Here is a 20,274-nt window from a genome sequence, read left to right on the forward strand (position 1 = left end):
TTCTATAAAATTTTATTTTAATTAAGGCTTTGTAATGTCAATTTTAAAGAATGCTATAGATTCAATTTCACTGGGAATTGAAGACTATCAAATAGGAGAAACTGATCCAAGAAGATATATTTCTTGTACTAGAAATATATTTGCTGGAATCTTACTACTTTTTAAGCACAAGCTAAGTGAATTGAGTCCTGATGGAACTGATGAGGTTTTAATTAAACAAAAAATTATCCCAAAGTTAGAAATAAATTCAATTATTTGGGTGGGCGAAGGTAAGAAAACAGTTGATGTCCAAGGAATACAGGAACGTTTTAAAAGCCTTAAAATTAATGTTGATTGGAAAAAATTAAATGAAATTCAAAATTATAGAAATAATATAGAACATTATTATGCTACAGCTTCCTCAGGATCAGTTCAAAAGATGATCTCTGACTCATTTATTGTCATTGTAAATTTTATTAAAGACTATTTAGCAGCAGATCCAAGAGATTTATTAGATTCAAATACTTATGAAGTCATGAGGTCAATAGATGAAGTATATGAAGCTGATAAAGCTATTTGTATCGAAAAGTTAAAATCATTGAGCTATTTCACTAATACCATTTGTGAAACACTTATGACAACTACATGTAGTGAATGTAACTCTGGATTAATTACTTCAAATGACAGTAATGTAGAGGCAGATAATACAGATTATATATGCAGATCATGCAATCATGATTTTAATTATAAAGATATAGTCACTAAATCATTTGAAAAAAAATATGCTATCTCTTATAGAGATCTTACTAACGGTGCGGAAGATACAAGTTGTGAGTGTCCAGAATGTGATGGATATTTTTTCTATGATGAAGCAATCTGTATTTGTTGCGGATATAAAATGGATTTAATTTGTAGCATATGTGACTCAGCTATTCCAGCCTCAGAAGTCTCATATTTTGAAGGTACTTGTTCTTATTGCACATATCGTTGGGAAAAAATGCAAGCTGAATAAACTAATTTTAAACTTAGCATTCTAATATATGAAGATCTTAAAAAGTTAAATCCAGCTATAGACTTCGGAAAATGCGGAAGAAATATTTATTCCTTTTCTAAAAAAATTCTCAATAAAAAATCTATGGCTCTTTATTTAAACGGATAAGTTATTATTAATATGGGGTTTATAAATATTTGTTTTTCTATACATTTATTTACCCCCTTCAAAACTATTCATCCAACATTTGGACATAAGCCATCATAACAGGCATAGTCGTGTAAGCTTTAACCTATCACGGCGCGAGTCTATAACACGTAGAAGTAAACAAAGCGACTCTATTATTTAAACCGTCTGTTATCACAACTTCATAATGCGCGAATTTTTTACTACTGCCGACCTTGGTTGCCGTTGCAAATAACACCTTATCTTTCGCACCACTCATATAGCGAATATCAGCCCGTAGGCCAGTATATGGCGCATCCCCTGCATTACAAGCCATCGCAAAAGCAATATCGGCTAAAGAAAATATGACTCCGCCATGCACACCGCCCAAGGCATTCATGTGCTCGTCTTTTACATTAAGCTGACAACGCGCTTCATCAAAACTGCGATGCAGCACTTGAACACCCAATAGCTCTGCGAATTGATCAACCGCAGTAGTTTCCATATTTTGCACAAACGTCTCCCTACTCGTGCGAGTATTCCTTAAATGTTATGAATCTATCTATATTGAAATCGACTGATTAAAAGCCGTTAAACACTATCTTGTTTAATCTGATAGTTTGAAGAACTAAAGTCCTTATAGGTCAGGCGGTCATCCAACTCTGAGCTTAAAGGCTGAACTTCTTGCATTGAGTTTAAGCAGCGCTGTGCAAGCTCCATGTATTCTTGTGTGCCTCTAGTTTTCCACTTTTTTTCTTGTTCTGATAAATCACGTGCAACCTTGGCAGGGCTACCCATTGCCAATACATTTGCCGGAATAATATCTTTGGTTTTGACCAGACTATTTGCACCGATAATGGTGTTTTCACCAATTTCGGCATAGTCCAAAATTACGCTGTTCATGCCGACCAAAACATTTTTTCCAATTCGGCAACCATGTAAAGTTGTGCCATGCCCAATGTGTCCCATTTCCTCAACTAAAGTCACGCTTTGCGGAAAACCATGTATGGTGCAGCTATCTTGTATATTGGCATTTTGCTTAATATGAATACGACCAAAATCGGCACGCAATGAAGCAAATGGTCCTACATATACGCCCTCTTCAATAATCACATCACCAATTAAAACAGCGGTTGGGTGTACAAAAGCCTCTGGGCTGACCACCGGAATAACACCGTCAATACTATAACAAGGCATGATTTAACCTCTCATTTGTCGCCACCAAACCTCCGAAACGGCGCCAATAATGTGCTGTAGCATTTGGCATTGGTCCTTCTGCTGTTGCGGCAACAGACAAGAAGTATTCATCGGCAGGTTCAAATACTTTTTTATAAATATTCATTGATAAAGTTCGTGCACTAATCGCGGGCCAGTCAGTTGGCAATAACTCAAGCGGCAATGCAGGGTCTTTCAATAAAATCCGTCGATAATAATGAATCAGCAAAGTTCGAATTTGAAAGGCCTGAACAGGTTCGAGTTGTTCGTTTTCCTGCATCAGCAACACGCCAATTTCTCTAAAAATATCGAGAAACTGTAGGTATCTTTGGCGTAATTCATCGATGGGCCAGTTGGTTCTGAGCATACGACCAATGGTATCGACCGAATTATTAAAAAGCTGCAAGGTTTCGGCTTTAAACACCACCACTTGCTCACTCATATTTAAATCGACCAACAAGCGTTGCAGTTCAATACGGTTACAACCCGGATAAGCCATTAAATTTGTCGAAATATTGGCAAATCCTAACCATTCGAGTTCTTTTTTTAACAACGCTTTATTTTCAGTATCGAGACTAGACATCAGAATAAGATCCCAATAATGGTCCCACTCTTTCATCTGGTCGTTATAAATACGTTGCTCGGCTTGCAAATAAGTCGAACGGCTTGAATCGGTAATTCGATAAAAGCTGGTTCTGCCAATTTTGTCTGAACATAACCAATCATTTTTAACTAAACGAAAAACAGAGGTTCTTACAGCACGGTCATTAAAACCAAACAGCTCTAATAACTGAATCAGGCTTGCAAGACTAATGTTTCCACCCCGATGAAGTACTGAATCTCCAAAAATTGTCGAAATAAGCGAAGTTCCACTTAAGGTTTCATTCTTTACAACAGAATCAATTATTTGCTGTATTTTTGCACTCATACTCATGTCTTGGCGTTTAGTTTCAGGGTATAGATTCTATACCCTGAATGATCTTGATGTTAAGCAATCTGACGCATATCGATTACCCGCTTTGCCTTACCTTCCGAACGAGGTAAGGTCGCTTCTGTCACAACTTCTACAGTAACGCTAATCCCAATCATGGTTTTAATGCGTTTCATCAACTCCTGAGCAAGTTGATTGGCCTGTATAGTACAGTTATGACACATCTCTGTACGAATATGCAAAGTATCCATATGGCCTTTTTTAGTCACCAAAATTTCATAATTTGGAACTAAATGCGGAACTTGCAAAATTTGCTCTTCAATTTGGGTCGGGAAAACGTTCACACCGCGAATAATCAGCATGTCGTCGCTACGGCCCACAATTTTATCCATCTTACGCATTGCCAGATTTTCACCCGGTAGTAAGCGGGTCAAATCACGAGTACGGTAACGAATAATCGGTAAGCCTTCTTTGGTAATGGTTGTAAAGACTAGCTCGCCAAGTTCGCCATCTTTACAGACTTCACCTGTTTCAGGGTTAATAATTTCTGGGTAGAAATGATCTTCCCAAATGGTTAGTCCTTCGCCCTCACCTAAACACTGCATCGCAACACCCGGCCCCATCACCTCAGACAAACCATAAATATCGAGTGCTTTAATATTTAAGCGTTCTTCAATTTCACGGCGCAGTTCGTTGGTCCACGGCTCGGCACCAAAAATACCGACTTTTAAAGACGTATTACGTGCAGTACCGAATTGTTGCTCAAGCTTTTCAATAATGCTCACGCAATACGATGGCGTAACCATAATTGCAGTAGGCTTAAAGTCTTGAATAAGCTGAACTTGCTTTTCAGTTTGCCCGCCAGACATTGGAATAACCGTTGCACCTAAGCGCTCGGCACCATAATGTGCACCTAGTCCACCTGTAAATAGTCCATAGCCATAAGCCACCTGAACCATATCTTTCGCGGTTAAACCCGCCATGCGTAAGCAACGCGCAACAATGTCCGACCAAGTGTTAATATCTTTTTGGGTATAACCCACCACCGTCGGTTTACCCGTTGTACCCGATGATGCATGTAAACGCACAATTTGCTCTTGCGGTACGGCAAACATACCAAACGGATAGTTGTCTCTTAAATCCTGTTTGGTGGTAAATGGAAACTTTGCCAGATCGTCTAAAGTCACGAAGTCATCAGGATGCACACCTGCATCATCGAACTTTTTCTTATAGACCGGACTATTTTCATATACAAAAGTCAGGGTTTGTTTTAACCGTTTCGTTTGCAGCTCTCTAAGCTCTGCAAGTGTTAATTGCTCAACATTATCCATTGTAAGGCTGTCCATCGCCTCTCTCCTCATTATGTAATTTTAAAAACCGTCTGAATTAATTTAAGTTTTCCAAAATCAGTGCGACGCCTTGTCCAACACCTACACACATCGTGCAAAGTGCATAGCGTCCACCTCGTTTTTTTAGCTCACGTGTTGCCGTAATCACCAAACGTGTACCGCTCATGCCTAACGGATGTCCTAACGCAATCGCACCACCATTTGGGTTAACGCGTTCATCGTCATCTTTTAAACCAAGTTCACGCATACAAGCCAAAGATTGGGCTGCGAATGCTTCATTCAGCTCAATCACATCCATCTGATCTAGCGTTAAACCTGTTTGCTTTAAAATTTTCTGTACAGCCGGAACAGGACCTATACCCATATATTTGGGTTCAACCCCTGCACTTGCAATGCCAATTACACGTGCTAAAGGTTTTAAACCATGTGTATCTGCAAATTCACGGTTGGTAATTAACACACACGCGGCACCGTCATTTACACCAGAGGCATTTCCGGCAGTCACCGAACCGCCTTCTTTTTTAAATGGTGCTTTTAGTTTAGCGAGTGCTTCAAGTGTTGTTTCACGCGGATGTTCATCACGGTTCACCACAACTACGTTTTTCTTACGGTCTACAATCTCGACAGGCAAAATCTCATCGTTAAAGAAACCGTTTTGTTGTGCCGCAGCCGTTTTTTGTTGACTACGCAATGCAAACGCATCTTGGTCTTCACGACTAATCTGATATTTTTCAGCTACATTTTCGGCAGTTTCAGGCATGCTGTCGGTGCCGTATTGCGCTTTAAGCTGCTTATTTACAAAGCGCCAGCCAATGGTGGTATCATAAATTTCAGGTGTACGGCTAAACGCTTCGGTCGGTTTAGCCTGTACAAATGGCGCACGGCTCATTGACTCAACACCACCTGCCAACACAAATTGTGCTTCACCAGCTTTAATTGAGCGTGCTGCAAGGCCTACTGCATCTAAACCCGAAGCACATAAGCGATTGACGGTCATGGCTGGCACTGTATCAGGTAAGCCTGCTAACAGTGTTGCCATACGTGCAACGTTACGGTTGTCTTCACCTGCTTGGTTGGCACATCCTAAAAACACTTCGTCTACCGTATTCCACGGTAGGTTCGGGTGTTTATCTTTTAAATATTTGATGGGCAATGCAGCTAAATCATCTGCACGTACAGCACTTAGGGCACCTGCATATCGTCCAATTGGGGTACGAATAAAATCGCAAATTAAAACGTCTTCCATGTTGACTCCTGATTATGCAAATTCGGTCATATCACGTGAATATTGAGTAGCAATGTTTTGAGTTTTCGCTACATATTGCTTGAGGTAGATACTCGCGCGATATTTTTCCTCTCCATACAGTGCATATAAGTTATTTAAGGTTTGGAGGACATAAGCGCCGCCCATTTGTGTCAACCACTGGTAAGGGCCTTTAGGATAATTCACTCCATATTTCATGGCATTATCAATATCTTCCAGACTCGCAACACCATGTAAACTTGCTTCACAGGCTTCATTAATGAGTAAAGCGATGGTGCGTAAGGTTAACAGTGCCGGATGGTCTTTAATCCACATCACGCTGATACCAAACTGTGCAAAGTAAGCCTCAACTTTAGCCAGATCACTTGCTTCACAAAGCTCGTTATGACTGAGTACTAAAGCCTCCGCCTGCTCAAAATCATGATGCCAATCCATTAAAACCACTTTACGGCTTAAGTAATGAATATTGGCAGACTCACCTTGGCTTAAACGTAAGTCGATATCATCAATTTGAAGGATATTGTCATCACTCGCAGATCCGCCTTTTAAACCTAAACGCGTTAAAAAAGCAGGTAGCTGAGACCAAGTCCCTTTTAGCTGAATATGGGCATCGATTGGCTTGGCAACCACAGCTTGAGGCTGAAATGTCTCGTACTGATTTTTTTCGTTATAACTATAGAAACCCTGTTTTGACTTACGGCCCCAAGCACCTGCATCGACCAATTCTTTTTGAATGAGGCTTGGGCGGTAACGTGGCTCGTAAAAAAACTCTTGGTAAACGCTTTGGGTTACTGAAAAGTTAACATCTTGACCAATGAGGTCGGTGAGTTCACACGGTCCCATCGCAAAACCGCCGCATTGCTTTAAGGCATAGTCTAGTTGGTCATAGCTAGTGACCTGTTCTTGCAGTGCTCTAAAGCCTTCTGCATAAAACGGCCGTGCAATTCGGTTAACAATAAAACCGGGAGTCGACTTGGTGAGTACTGGAATTTTTTTCCAATTCAACATCAAGTTTTTTAAAGCCAAACATAAGCTGTTTGGAGTTTTTAAGCCTTGTACAATTTCAACCAGTTTCATCACTGGCGCAGGGTTAAAGAAGTGTAAACCCACTACGCGCTCAGGGTGAGCAATACCCGCCGAAATTGCAGTCACTGAAATTGAAGATGTATTACTTGCAAAAATGGTTTGCGCACTACAAATCTCAGCAAGTTGCTTAAATAAAGACTGTTTAACTTCTTTTTTCTCAACCACTGCTTCAATCACCAAGTCGACATCACGCAGCGCTTCAACTTGATTGACCACCGTTAAACGCGCTAAGGCTTCATCCGCTTGCTGTTGGGTAAGCTTGCTCTTTTCAACCAGCTTTTTAAACGTCTGCCCTAAGCCGTGAACGGCTTGTTGCGCTTTTTGAGTGTCTAGATCATATAAAACGGTCGAGTGCCCATTAACAATGGCTAATTGGGCAATGCCGATGCCCATGGTGCCAGAACCAATAACGGCAATTCGGGCACGAGATAAGTCTAAATCTGTCATGCTTAGCGCCCTTTAAAATTTGGTTCACGTTTATTCATAAAGGCTTGTACCCCTTCACGATAATCTTCGGAGCGACCCGCAATACGTTGTAAATCTCGCTCTAACAGCATTTGCTCATCAAAGGTGTTATTGCTTGATTGATGAATGGCTTTTTTAATGAGAGATAGACCAAATGTAGGTTGTTTCGCTAAACGTTCAGCGAGTTCAGTCACTTTTGTTTTAAGTTCAGTATCTTCAACCACATCCCAAATCATGCCCCATTCTTTTGCGGTTTCTGCTGGGAGCTTGTCACCTAACAAAGCCAATCCCATAGCACGCGCATGACCTACAGTACGTGGTAAAAACCATGTACCCGCAGAGTCTGGAACCAAACCTAAGCGGCAAAATGCTTGTACGAAGTTTGCCGATTTAGCTGCAATCACCAAATCACATGCCAGTGCAATATTTGCCCCTGCACCTGCTGCCACGCCATTTACGGCGCAAATCACAGGCTTTGGCATATTTACAATCGTTTTAATGAGCGGGTTATAGTAAGTTTCAATGGAATATCCTAAATCTGGAGCTTCAGCATTTGGGTCTACTACACGATCACCTAAATCTTGCCCTGCACAGAAGCCGCGGCCTTCACCACTAATCACAACACAGCGAACATCCGAATTTTTAGTCCACTGGTTTAAAACCTCAGCCACTTCACGGTGCATATCAACGTTAAAGCTATTCAGTGCTTTTGGGCGATTAAATGTCAGGTAGCCAACACCATTTTTTTCTTCAGCAATAATATTTTGATAGTCCATCACTCACCTCTAAACACTGGCTTTCTTTTCTCAAAGAAAGCATTAATCCCTTCGTTTCGATCTTTTGTAGCCGCCAGCCAGACAAAGTTTTGACGTTCAAACTTGAGTCCCTGACTTAATGTTGTTTCATGAATACTTTTAATTGATTGTTTAATCACGCGAATCGCTAAAGGCGCTTGTTTCGCAATTTTGGCTGCAAGTTGAACCGCATATTCAACGGTTAATTCGGTCGGAACCACTTGACTGCAAATGCCATGTTGCTCGGCTTGTTTTGCCGAAATCATTTCACCTGTCATGGCCCAGCGCATGGTAAGTTGTTGTCCTACCAAGCGCGCTAAACGCTGCGTTCCGCCTGCACCCGGCAACATGCCAAGGCCAATTTCAGGTAGTGCAAAACGGGCATTTTCACCGCAAATCACCATATCTGAATGCAAAACCAACTCGAACCCAGCGCCTAAGGCATAGCCATTCACTGCACTAATCAGTGGCTTACTAAACGCATCAATTTTTTGCCAAAGCTTCGGGCGAATATCGAGTTGCAAAGACACGGCATCCATTGCAGCCAACTCATTAAGATCTGCTCCAGCCGCAAAACACTGAGCGTTACCTGTTAAAACCACTGCTTTGATTTGAGCATTATGTTCAGCTTCTTCGAGCAACTCGCATAAACACTGCAATGTTGCATTGTTTAAAGCATTTCTTTTTTCTGGACGGTTTAGGGTTAATAACAAAACACCGTCAGCAGCTGTACTGGCTTTGATCAACTCTTGCATGACAGCCTCTATTCATCAAAACTCAAGCGAACATTTGAGCCTTTTGGTAAGGTCTGACAGCTCAGCACATAGCCCTTTTCAACTTCATCTTCTTCAAGACTATAGTTAAGGAACATGTCGACTTCGCCTGAAAGCACCTTACAGCGACAGGTCGCACACACCCCACCTTTACATGCGTACGGCAAATCAGCACCAGCACGTAAAGCCGCATCAAGAATACTTTCATCATCTTGAGCCACAGAAACAATCAGCTCACGGCCATCTAAAATGATGTTTACTTTTTCTTCTTTACGGTTTGCATCCGCTTCAACACTACGTTTACGCGCTTGCCCTGTATGGAAACGTTCGGTGTGAATGCGCTCTTTGGCAATACCAAAGTTCGGTAAAGTATTTTCTACGGCATTCATCATTTCGTCCGGGCCGCAGGCAAAAACATGGTCGAAATTTGTTTCAAGCACTTCAAAATCAAAAAGTTGCTTAAGCTTTTCTGCATCAATACGACCGTTCATCAGTTCACTATCGTTGAACTCACGAGAAAAAATATTGATGAGTTGAAAGCGTTCTTTAAACTGATCTTTCAAATCCATAATTTGCTCGGCAAACATGGTTTGTTTCCATGAGCGATTGCCATAGAGCAAGGTAAAGTTAGCTTCAGGTTGTTCAAATAAAACTTGTTTAATAATTGATAAAATTGGCGTGATACCACTACCCGCAGCAACGCCTAAATAGTTTTGTCCACCCATCTTGGCTGCTTTTTGGAAAAACACACCTTGTGGTGGCATCACTTCAAGTACATCGCCTACTTTTAAATGGTCATTTGCCCAGTTTGAAAATTGACCCTGATCAATTTTTTTAACCGCAATACTGATGTCTTCTTTGCCCGCATAGCTACAAATTGAATAGCAACGGCGGATTTCACCCGCTTCGGTTAAATGGCGAATGGTTAAGTGTTGCCCCGGTTGAAATTGAAATTGTTCTTGTTGTTCAGGTACAACGTCAAATGCAATACAAATTGCCTGATCGGTTTGCGGTGTAATACTTTTTACTTTTAATGGTACAAATTGGCTCATGGCTGATTTCCTTATCTAAAGACTTAAATACATTTGAAGTAATCAAAAGGCTCAAGACAGTCCTGACATTTATAAAGTGCTTTACAGGCGGTAGAACTAAACTCTGTTAACAGTCGGGTATGTCGGCTTTTACAACGTGGGCACTCAACACCATCATTTAAATGAACGTGAGTTCCACACTGATGCGCCAACCCTTCTGGTGGTGCAATGCCATAATCTTGCAGTTTCTTTTTCCCTGCTTCAGACATCCAGTCCGTGGTCCATGCTTCTGATAAATCGACCATGACTTTGACCGGTGTCAAAGCTTCTGCGGTAAATGCCTCAACAATTTGTGCTTTGAGCATATCTGTTGCTGGACAACCGCTATATGTTGGAGTTAGACGAACAATAATTTCTTGTTGATCGTTAATCTCTACACCGCGAATCATGCCCAAATCGACAACTGATAAAACCGGAATTTCAGGGTCACTGACCGTTTGTAGAACATCCCAACATTGGTCGATGCAATGACGAATCATTTGCATGGCTCACCTCCTTGTCTTACCAGGTCATTCCCGGATAAGTTCTTTGAATACATTGCATTTCAGCCAACAAATAACCCAAATACTCGGTATGCAATCCTTGTTTCGCACCACGGCGATAAGCACCGTTCACAGCAACATTTAATTCAAAACGCTTAAGTTCATCTGCAATGGTTTGGTTCCATTGTTCTTTTTCATTTGAAAAATCTGGAATCACGCCTTCTGCAACTAATGCTTTTTCGTCTGCACTCAATTCAAATAACTCAGCGGTAAAGCGCCATAAATTATTTAAACCATCTTGCACACGTTGATGCGCTTCATCTGTGCTTAAACTTAAACGTTCCATCCAGCTTGTCGAAAAGCGGATGTGATACTTCACTTCTTTTAAAGATTTGACAGCAAGCGCGCTTAATTCAGGAAGTGAGCTTTGCGTTAAAGCCGTAAATAAATGAAGATGGTAATGGTCCATCAACCATTGGCGTACTATCGTTTGTGCAAAGTCACCATTGGGTTGTTCGCACAACAATAGGTTTAAAAACTCACGTTCTGTACGGAAATACGCAAGCTGGTCTTCATCACGTTGAGCTTCATCATATTGACCAGCCAACGTTAGAAAGTTTCTTGCTTGACCTAACAAGTCCAAGCCGATATTTGCTAAGGCAATATCAATTTCAAGCTCAGGTGCATGCCCGCACCATTCAGCCAAACGCTGAGATAAAACTAGTTGACTGTCGCCAATATGTAATAAGAATTTAGATAAAACTGAATGATTCATTTGCCATTCCCCTTACATGTGCTCAATGCCATCTGGGATATGGTAAAAAGTCGGATGACGATAAACCTTGTCTAAAGAAGGATCGAAAAATTCAGCTTTTTCATCTGGTTGTGATGACTTAATCAGTTCTGAACGAACCACCCAAATGCTAATTCCTTCATTACGGCGCGTATAAACATCACGAGCATGTTGTAGTGCGATTTCATCATCAGGTGCTCTTAAGCTGCCTACGTGACGGTGGCTTAAGCCTTGTTTACTACGCACAAATACTTCGTAGAGCGACCAGTTGTTTTTATCTTCCATTTTGATTTCCTCAAATTTTTCCATAAATCTTGTTAAGCCACTTTGTTCGCTTCAAGCTGCTGTTTTTTCGCGTAGACCACTGCTGCATCACGAACCCATTTGCCATTTTCCCATGCTTTACGGCGTGCTTCGATACGCTCGTGATTACATGGTCCACGTCCGGCAATCACTTCATTAAATTCGTGCCAATCAATCTCGCCAAACTCATAGTGGCCTGTTTCTTCATTGAACTTTAAATGTGGGTCCGGTACTTCCAAGCCAAGTTGCAACACTTGTGGTACGGTGTTATCAACAAATTTTTGACGTAATTCATCGTTACTAAAGCGTTTGATTTTCCACGCCATGCTTTGCGCGCTGTTTGGAGAATGCTCATCACTTGGACCAAACATCATCAGTGCAGGCCACCAGTAGCGATTTACCGCATCTTGCGCCATCTGTTTTTGTTCTGGCGTGCCGCCTGCCAAAGCCATCATGGCTTCAAAACCTTGGCGTTGGTGGAAACTTTCTTCTTTACAAATACGTACCATCGCACGTGCATATGGCCCGTAAGACGTACGGCAAAGCGCAACTTGGTTAACAATGGCTGCCCCATCGACAAGCCAACCAATTGCAGCGACATCTGCCCAAGTCAAAGTTGGATAGTTAAAGATTGATGAGTATTTCATTTTCCCATTAATCAACTTTTCCATCATGTCATCACGGTCAGCACCTAAGGTTTCTGCTGCACTGTATAGATATAAACCATGACCCGCTTCATCTTGTACTTTTGCGAGCAAAACCGCTTTACGTTTTAAAGTTGGTGCACGAGTAATCCAGTTTCCTTCAGGCAACATACCTACAATTTCAGAATGGCCATGTTGCCCAATTTGACGAATCAATGTTTTGCGGTAGGCATCGGGCATTTGATCCTTAGCCTCAATCGTAATTTCATTGGCAATATTTTGTTCAAATTTCTGGTAATTGTTTTCCATTCTTTCATTCCCTGTAGGTATCACCCTTAAATCTATTTTTCGATACACAAAAAACAAAGTCAACTAATTTTTTAGTATCAAATTAAATCTATAACAATAAAACAATTCAAGCCATTGAAATTCATAAAATTAAGTTAAATGTAAAAAACTTTTTTACTTTTAAAAATCAAAATAAAGTTGACTTTTATACAAATTAATCTGAAATTATGAATCATATTTTTGCAATTTTTATAATTGATGTATCAAATAAAAAAGGAGTTTGGTCATGCTTGAACAAGCACACCTAGAAGGAACCTCAACTGACACAGATTTTCAGCAGTCTGAGCATCAACTGCCTCATCTTGCTTCTTATGTCTATGGAACATGGCATTCGACGGGTGAAGAACTACGCCCTGTTTATCATGCCATTACAGGTGAAGCGATTTATGCCGTAAGTAGTCATGGCATAGATATGAAACGTGTTGTTCAATATGCCAAACAAAATGGTTCAGAACTGGCTAACTGGACGTTTCACCAACGCGCAAATGCATTAAAACAGATTGCCCAATATTTACTTGAGCGCAAAGAAGAGTTCTACAAACTTGCCTATACGACAGGTGCAACTCGTAAAGATGCATGGATTGATATTGAAGGTGGCATCCAGACATTATTTGCCTATTCGAGTCTGGTTCGTCGTGAACTCAATGACGAAAAAATTATTACCGAAGACAGCTGGATTCAATTATCTAAAAATGGCACTTTCGGCGCTAAACACATTTTAAGTCCTAAAGCAGGTGTTGCCGTTCACATTAATGCTTTTAACTTCCCAATTTGGGGAATGCTTGAAAAGATTGCACCGACGCTACTTGCAGGCGTGCCATGTATTGTGAAACCTGCAACCGATGGTTCTCAATTAACTCAAGCGGTTGTAAAAGCCATTGAGGAAACACATGTATTACCAAAAGGCTCACTACAACTGATTTGCGGTCAGACTTATGACCTGTTAGAACAGTTAGGCCCACAAGACTGTGTGACCTTTACAGGTTCTGCTTATACAGGTCAAAAACTACGTAACCACCCTCACCTCAATAAATATTCGATTCCATTTAGTATGGAAGCTGACTCGGTAAACAGTGCAATTTTAAGCCCTGAGGCAAATGAAGAAACTGTCGATTTATATGTGCGTGAAGTCTTCCGTGAAATGACTACAAAAGCAGGCCAAAAATGTACTGCAATTCGTCGTGCATTTGTTCCTGAAAACTTGTTAGCGACTGTACAAGAGAAGCTGACTGCCAAACTTGCTAAAGTTGTGGTGGGCGACCCTCAAAAAGAAGAAACTACCATGGGGGCTTTAGCGAGCATTAAACAAAAACATGACGTTGCAGAAAAAGTTGCCGAACTCAGCAAAGATGCAAAAATTGTTTTTGGTGGCAACGATAGCTTTACATTTAATGCAGATCATCCTGAAAAAGGTGCTTTTTTCGCTCCAACTTTATTGGTGTGCGAACAGCCTTTACAAGCGACGAATGTTCATACCACGGAAGCTTTCGGTCCGGTATGTACACTCATGCCATATCAAAACATTGAAGAACTAGCTGACCTTGTTTCACGTGGTGAAGGTAGCTTAGTGGCTTCTGTCGTTAAAAATAACGATGAGAATATTGAGCAGATTATTCAAAAAATTGCGCCTTGGCATGGACGTGTGCATGTACTCGATGCAGAATCGGCAAAAGAAAGTACAGGACATGGTTCACCACTTCCACATTTAGTACACGGCGGTCCTGGTCGTGCTGGTGGCGGTGAAGAGTTAGGGGGTATTCGCGCGGTTAAACATTATATGCAGCGCACAGCAATTCAAGGCTCTCCAAACAGTCTGACACAAATTACCCATTCATGGACTGCTGGCTCAAAAGTTAATGAAGACCGCGTACATCCATTTAAAAAGTCTTTTGATGAGTTAGTGATTGGTGAGCGTTTATTAACAGCGCGTCGTACAGTGACTGAAGCAGATATTGTCAATTTTGCTTGTTTAAGTGGTGACTACTTCTATGCACATATCGACAAAATCGCAGCTGCCGAGTCTTTCTTTGGTGAACGTGTGGCACATGGATATTTCATTGTGTCTGCCGCAGCAGGTCTATTTGTAGATGCAGCACAAGGTCCTGTGATTGCCAATTATGGTATGGACAACTTACGTTTTGTTGAACCGGTTAAAATTGGTGACTCAATCCAAGTTGAACTCACCTGTAAACAAAAAACACCTAAACCACAAAAAGACCCGTCTCAGCCTGCACATGGCGTTGTGGTATGGGATATTAAAGTCAAAAACCAACGCGGTGAACTTGTCGCAACTTACGACATTTTAACTTTAGTTGCTCGCGAGGCTTAATGTTTAAAATGAGATGGGGTCACCTCGTCCCCATCTCATTTTTTTAACACTCAATGGCGTTAACAGCGAGACCACCTTTTGAAGTCTCTTTATATTTCTCAGACATATCTTTACCTGTTTCCTTCATAGTCTGAATGACTTTATCTAGTGTGACAAAGTGTTCATCGTCATCATGAAGTGCCATTTGGGCTGCATTAATGGCTTTTACGGCTGCAATTGCATTTCGTTCAATGCAAGGCACCTGAACCAAACCACCAATCGGGTCACACGTTAACCCTAAATTATGTTCAAGCCCAATTTCAGCCGCATGCTCCACTTGCTCAGGTGAGGCACCTAAGATTTCGGCTAAACCTGCCGAAGCCATTGCACATGCCGAGCCGACTTCTCCCTGACACCCTACTTCTGCACCAGAAATAGAAGCATTGAGTTTACATAAAATGCCAACGGCTGCCGCACTTAAAAAGAAACGAACCACTTTATCTTCGGAAAAGTCTTTAGAGAAAGTCACGTAGTAATATAAAACTGCCGGAATAATTCCTGCGGCCCCATTTGTAGGTGCCGTCACTACTCGACCGCCAGCAGCATTTTCTTCATTTACCGCTAAGGCAAATAAATTGACCCATTCCATCGCATGAAAAGTCGTCACAATCAGGTTTGAGTTTTTCTTATTTAATAACTTATCGTGAATTTTTTTAGCCCGACGTTTTACGTTTAAACCGCCCGGTAATATGCCTTCATTAATTAATCCATTGTGAATACATTGCTGCATCACTTTCCAGATTTCCATAATCTTGCTACGAATCTCAGCTTCACTACGCCAGCTTTTTTCATTTTCAAGCATTAACTCGCTCACTGATAAATGATGAGTTCTACATAAGCTTAAAAGTTCAGCCGCACTGTGAAATGGATATGGAACCTTAACGTCGTTTGTTTCAGTTTGGGTGTGTGCTAATTGTCTTTGGCTAACAATAAAGCCCCCCCCAACCGAATAGTAAGTTTCTGCATATAAAATTTCTTGAGCCTCATTATACGCAATCAGTTCCATTGCATTGGGGTGATAAGGCAAAGATTCATCTAAAAAAAGCACATCATGCTTATAGTCAAACGAAATAGTTTTTTGCTGATTAAGCTGGATGGCTTTATTTTCAAGAACATCTTCAATCAAGCTTGTGCTTACTTGAGTATCAATATGTTCAGGGTCAAAACCCATTAAACCTAACAGAACAGCCTTATCTGTCGCATGACCGACACCGGTTGCCGACAGTGAACCGTATAACTTCACCTGAACTCTAACCGTTACTTGTAAATCGTCTTGCTTCAATAAATCTTCCACAAAACTGTATGCCGCACGCATTGGTCCAACTGTATGGGAGCTAGATGGGCCGATGCCAATTTTAAAAAGATCAAATACACTAATAAACACGTGGTCCTACCTTCGATTCATTATTATTCGTATGTTCGTCATTATTGTGTCCTTTCGGATAGCTCTAAAATTATCATTAAGCCATCTATAACGCACTGAAAATAAATGGTTCATTGCCTAAAAACAACACAATCAATTGCTAATACAGCCTTTTTAAAAAATTGAATTTTCCATTAATTTAAATGGTAAATGACTCAACCAATATTGAAGAATTGTTCTTTTGAGCAAATAAAATCACAAACCTTTGCCAATTTTTTATAAAAAATATTTGGTTTTCAAGTTATTTACTTGAAATTTAAACTATTTAAAATCAATTAAAAACAAACATTTACATAGTATTTAAATCATTCATTGCCCATAAATAGAATAAAAATTCCCCTATTTACCAATAACCATATATCGTATACGATATATGAAAGAACAATAGTTCTGTCGTTAAGGAAAACGTAATGACAAGTCAGTTTAAAAAACAGTTATCTCTAATGGATCTTACATTCATTGGCTTAGGCGCCATTTTCGGTTCAGGATGGTTATTTTCAGCAAGTCATGTGGCCTCTCAAGCCGGCCCTGCGGGTATATTGTCATGGATTATTGGGGGCTTTGCCGTTTTAATTCTGGGAATTATTTATTGTGAGTTAGGCGCAGCCTTACCCCGAGCAGGCGGTATTATCCGTTATCCCGTATTTTCACATGGCCCATTACAAGGATATTTATTGGGTTCTGTGACCGTCATTGCCTTTTCAAGTTTAATTGCAATTGAAGTCGTCGCTGCCCGCGAATATGCAGCAGCATGGTTCCCTTCTCTTACCGCCATACATGATGGTGTTCGAACTCCAACTACCATTGGATGGTTGTTTCAGTTTGCACTTTTATGCGTATTTTTTGCATTGAACTATTACAGCGTAAAGACCTTTGCAATTGCCAACAACCTTATTAGTGCATTGAAATTTGCTGTTCCGGTTTTAGTCATGGTTGCACTTCTATACCATTTTAAACCTGCAAACTTTTCAATGACGGAGTTTGCTCCGATGGGTGCTCACGGCGTACAAGGTGCAGTATCTGCTGGTGGTATTATTTTTGCGTATTTGGGTTTAACGCCGATTATTTCGGTAGCCAGTGAAGTAAAGCGTCCTCAATTTACAATTCCTTTTGCACTCATCTTATCTGTTGTTTTGGCAACGATTATTTATGTAGTGCTTCAAGTCGCTTTCTTGGGTGCAGTACCTACCGATATGTTAGCAAATGGTTGGTCAGGACTTAGTGACAAGTTTCCATTACCTTACCGTGACATTGCCATGTTATTAGGTTTGGGATGGTTAGCACTGTTAGTAGTTTCAGACGCCATTATTTCCCCGTCTGGCTGCGGTAATATCTATATGGCTGCAACTCCACGTGTTATTTATGCATGGTCAAACAGTAATACATTCTTCCGTATTTTTACGCGTGTAGATCCAAAATCAGGTATTCCACGTTATGCGTTATGGTTAACGTTTGCACTTTCAGTATTTTGGACCATGCCGTTTCCATCTTGGGATAAATTAATTTCCGTAGTTTCGGCAGCGTTAGTTTTAAGTTATGCCCTTGCTCCTGTCACAGTGGGTGCTTTACGCCGTAATGCTCCTGAGCTTGAGCGTCCATTCTATGTAAAAGGATTTACTGTTCTTGGCCCACTGGCTTTTGTGATTGCTTCTTTTATTGTGTATTGGTCTGGTTGGAATGTCATTTCATGGTTATTAGGCGCACAAATCGTGTTGTTTGCACTCTACGTCATTTTCAAACGCTACGTGCCAACCCAAGAAGTCAGCCTTGCCCAACAGTTAAAGTCCTCAGCATGGCTCCTTGTTTACTACATTTTAATGATTCTTGCCTCTTACCTTGGCAGCTTCGGTGACGGTGCAACACACCTATTAGCAGCACCATTTGACACCCTATTAGTGATGGTGATTTCCCTCGGCTGCTATTACTGGGGTATACGCTCAGGTTTACCAAAAGCACTGATTAAAAATGACGATGAAGCTTAGCAATTGCTTGCTTAAACACATATAAGTTAAGGTTTTCTTTTGATTAATAACGTATACAAAATACAATATTTTCAAATGTGAAACCTTCGCTTTGATAACTCTCCAACGTCAGAAGAACCACTTTTGACGTTCACTCTCAAGTGAGGTTGATAATGTTAAATATTACTGGTCAAAATTTTATTGCAGGTCAACGTTCAAGTGCAGGCAGTAAGTTTGTCTTAAGCTACGATGCTGCAACAGATGAAGCATTACCCTATCAGTTTGCTCAAGCAACTCCTGAAGAAATTGATCAGGCAGCTCAAGCAGCTGCATTGGCTTATCCGGCTTTTAGACAAACTACGCCAGAACAACGCGCTGTTTTTCTAGAAACGATTGCCAGTGAAATTGATGCGCTTGATGACCAGTTTATTGCGACAGTCTGTCAAGAAACTGCCTTACCGGAAGCGCGTATCCGCGGTGAACGTGGGCGGACCACAGGTCAATTACGCCTATTTGCTCAAGTATTACGCCGTGGTGACTATTTAGGTGCCCGTATTGATTTGGCTTTGCCTGAGCGCCAGCCACTTCCACGTCCAGATTTACGTCAATATAAAATCGGTGTTGGACCAGTTGCCGTATTTGGTGCAAGTAACTTCCCTCTCGCCTTTTCTACTGCTGGTGGCGATACTGCTTCAGCACTTGCGGCTGGATGCCCAGTTATTGTGAAGGCTCATAGCGGTCACATGGCAACAGCCGAATCAATTGCAAATGCCATTTGTAGTGCGATTGAGAAATGCGCTATGCCAAAAGGTATCTTTAGCATGATTTATGGTCAAGGTGTCGGTGAGCCACTGGTAAAACATCCAGCAATTAAAGCTGTTGGATTTACAGGTTCACTCAAAGGTGGTCGTGCTCTATGCGATTTAGCTGCCGCACGTCCTGAACCCATTCCTGTTTTTGCCGAAATGTCGAGCATTAACCCAATGATTTTATTACCCGAAGCTCTAAAAGTGCGTGGTGATAAAATTGCGACCGAACTTAGTGGTTCAGTGGTTTTAGGCTGCGGTCAGTTCTGTACCAACCCGGGTTTAATTATTGGAATTAAATCACCGGAATTTAGCCAATTCCTTGACCATTTCAAGGCTGCAATGGCTCAGCAACCGCCACAAACCATGCTTAACAAAGGCACTTTAAGAAGCTACGAGCATGGTCTTAAAGAATTACTCGCACATGACAAAATTGAGCATTTAGCGGGTCAACCCCAACAAGGTCCGCAAGCCTATCCTCAGCTCTTTAAAGCCGATGTATCTCTTTTACTCGAGCATGATGAATTACTTCAAGAAGAAGTGTTCGGCCCAACGACGATTGTGATTGAAGTTGAATCGGCAGAGCAGCTCGCTCAAGCTTTAAATGGCCTACGTGGTCAACTTACAGCATCTTTAATTGCCGAACCGCAAGATTTTGAAAACTTCGCGACCCTTATTCCGTTACTTGAAGAAAAAGCAGGACGTTTACTTCTAAATGGTTACCCAACAGGCGTTGAAGTCTGTGATGCCATGGTACACGGCGGGCCTTATCCTGCAACTTCAGATGCACGCGGTACATCAGTAGGAACCTTAGCAATCGAGCGTTATTTACGTCCAGTATGCTACCAAAACTATCCAGATCACTTATTGCCACTCGCCCTTCAAAATGCCAATCCGCTTGGTATTGCGCGTTTAGTCAATGGTGAAATGAGTAAAGCTGCTCTTTAATATTTTTAAAGGAGTTTATCCAAGTGATGAACTCCTTTTTATTTAGATCAAAACCTCACAACGTAATCACACATTATTCAAATAAAAAAGTGCAA

The 20,274-nt window shown here is 41.1% G+C and carries 18 protein-coding genes; 4 read left to right on the forward strand and 14 right to left on the reverse strand.

Annotated features, from left to right (window positions below; all coding sequences use genetic code 11):
• Positions 1-34: 34 nt before the first annotated feature.
• Complete coding sequence (locus KTI79_RS05195; RefSeq protein WP_032053568.1) at positions 35-991, forward strand: hypothetical protein; 957 nt, start codon at positions 35-37, stop codon at positions 989-991.
• A gap of 274 nt (positions 992-1,265) precedes the next feature.
• Here KTI79_RS05195 and KTI79_RS05200 read toward each other — a convergent pair whose 3' ends face one another.
• From KTI79_RS05200 to paaA, 13 genes are all read right to left on the reverse strand, one after another.
• Positions 1,266-1,649 carry a PaaI family thioesterase gene (locus KTI79_RS05200; protein ID WP_032053567.1) on the reverse strand — a complete coding sequence of 128 codons (384 nt, stop codon included), beginning with the start codon at positions 1,647-1,649 and terminating at the stop codon, positions 1,266-1,268.
• Positions 1,650-1,726: 77 nt separating this feature from the next.
• Positions 1,727-2,332, reverse strand: a complete 606-nt coding sequence (locus KTI79_RS05205) for a carbonic anhydrase (RefSeq protein ID WP_032053566.1) — start codon at positions 2,330-2,332, stop codon at positions 1,727-1,729.
• On the reverse strand, positions 2,319-3,284 hold the full coding sequence (paaX, locus tag KTI79_RS05210; RefSeq protein WP_000062822.1) for a phenylacetic acid degradation operon negative regulatory protein PaaX: 966 nt from the start codon (positions 3,282-3,284) through the stop codon (positions 2,319-2,321). Before paaX ends, KTI79_RS05205 begins: the two co-directional genes overlap by 14 nt.
• A gap of 53 nt (positions 3,285-3,337) precedes the next feature.
• A complete protein-coding gene (gene paaK / locus KTI79_RS05215; RefSeq protein ID WP_000377855.1) occupies positions 3,338-4,627 on the reverse strand; it encodes a phenylacetate--CoA ligase PaaK in 1,290 nt (429 codons plus the stop codon).
• Between the two features lie 40 nt (positions 4,628-4,667).
• Positions 4,668-5,876 carry a 3-oxoadipyl-CoA thiolase gene (gene pcaF / locus KTI79_RS05220; protein WP_000390396.1) on the reverse strand — a complete coding sequence of 403 codons (1,209 nt, stop codon included), beginning with the start codon at positions 5,874-5,876 and terminating at the stop codon, positions 4,668-4,670.
• A 12-nt stretch (positions 5,877-5,888) separates the two neighbouring features.
• Entirely contained in the window at positions 5,889-7,427 is a 1,539-nt protein-coding gene (locus KTI79_RS05225) for a 3-hydroxyacyl-CoA dehydrogenase (protein WP_032053564.1), read from the reverse strand.
• A gap of 2 nt (positions 7,428-7,429) precedes the next feature.
• The gene (gene paaG / locus KTI79_RS05230; protein ID WP_032053563.1) at positions 7,430-8,221 is read right to left on the reverse strand and encodes a 2-(1,2-epoxy-1,2-dihydrophenyl)acetyl-CoA isomerase PaaG; all 792 of its coding nucleotides are present in this window, start codon (positions 8,219-8,221) and stop codon (positions 7,430-7,432) included.
• On the reverse strand, positions 8,221-8,994 hold the full coding sequence (locus KTI79_RS05235) for an enoyl-CoA hydratase-related protein (protein WP_032053562.1): 774 nt from the start codon (positions 8,992-8,994) through the stop codon (positions 8,221-8,223). Before KTI79_RS05235 ends, paaG begins: the two co-directional genes overlap by 1 nt.
• Before the next feature lie 8 nt (positions 8,995-9,002).
• Positions 9,003-10,064 carry a 1,2-phenylacetyl-CoA epoxidase subunit PaaE gene (paaE, locus tag KTI79_RS05240; RefSeq protein WP_000077460.1) on the reverse strand — a complete coding sequence of 354 codons (1,062 nt, stop codon included), beginning with the start codon at positions 10,062-10,064 and terminating at the stop codon, positions 9,003-9,005.
• A 23-nt stretch (positions 10,065-10,087) separates the two neighbouring features.
• Positions 10,088-10,588, reverse strand: coding sequence for a 1,2-phenylacetyl-CoA epoxidase subunit PaaD (paaD, locus tag KTI79_RS05245; protein WP_032053561.1), 501 nt, complete (start codon positions 10,586-10,588; stop codon positions 10,088-10,090).
• 16 nt (positions 10,589-10,604) lie between these two features.
• Positions 10,605-11,360 (reverse strand): 1,2-phenylacetyl-CoA epoxidase subunit PaaC, encoded by a 756-nt coding sequence (gene paaC, locus KTI79_RS05250; RefSeq protein WP_086375744.1) that lies wholly within the window; start codon positions 11,358-11,360, stop codon positions 10,605-10,607.
• Between the two features lie 12 nt (positions 11,361-11,372).
• The gene (gene paaB / locus KTI79_RS05255) at positions 11,373-11,663 is read right to left on the reverse strand and encodes a 1,2-phenylacetyl-CoA epoxidase subunit PaaB (RefSeq protein ID WP_000389648.1); all 291 of its coding nucleotides are present in this window, start codon (positions 11,661-11,663) and stop codon (positions 11,373-11,375) included.
• Between the two features lie 32 nt (positions 11,664-11,695).
• Entirely contained in the window at positions 11,696-12,634 is a 939-nt protein-coding gene (paaA, locus tag KTI79_RS05260; protein WP_032053559.1) for a 1,2-phenylacetyl-CoA epoxidase subunit PaaA, read from the reverse strand.
• 265 nt (positions 12,635-12,899) lie between these two features.
• Here paaA and paaZ point away from each other — a divergent pair, with 265 nt between their 5' ends.
• Positions 12,900-15,002, forward strand: a complete 2,103-nt coding sequence (gene paaZ / locus KTI79_RS05265; RefSeq protein ID WP_032053558.1) for a phenylacetic acid degradation bifunctional protein PaaZ — start codon at positions 12,900-12,902, stop codon at positions 15,000-15,002.
• A gap of 43 nt (positions 15,003-15,045) precedes the next feature.
• Here the strand turns inward: paaZ and KTI79_RS05270 are convergent, their stop codons facing one another.
• A complete protein-coding gene (locus KTI79_RS05270; protein WP_032053557.1) occupies positions 15,046-16,425 on the reverse strand; it encodes an L-serine ammonia-lyase in 1,380 nt (459 codons plus the stop codon).
• A 449-nt stretch (positions 16,426-16,874) separates the two neighbouring features.
• On the opposite strand from KTI79_RS05270, the gene KTI79_RS05275 reads away from it, so the two are divergent.
• Positions 16,875-18,446: an APC family permease gene (locus KTI79_RS05275; RefSeq protein ID WP_032053556.1), complete on the forward strand. Its 1,572-nt coding sequence runs from the start codon at positions 16,875-16,877 to the stop codon at positions 18,444-18,446.
• Positions 18,447-18,598: 152 nt separating this feature from the next.
• Entirely contained in the window at positions 18,599-20,179 is a 1,581-nt protein-coding gene (locus KTI79_RS05280) for an aldehyde dehydrogenase (NADP(+)) (protein WP_000932296.1), read from the forward strand.
• The last annotated feature ends 95 nt before the right edge of the window (positions 20,180-20,274 follow it).

This window comes from Acinetobacter sp. WU_MDCI_Abxd143 (genome assembly GCF_025514195.1).
In the GTDB taxonomy this organism is placed as follows: Bacteria; Pseudomonadota; Gammaproteobacteria; order Pseudomonadales; family Moraxellaceae; genus Acinetobacter; species Acinetobacter pittii_H.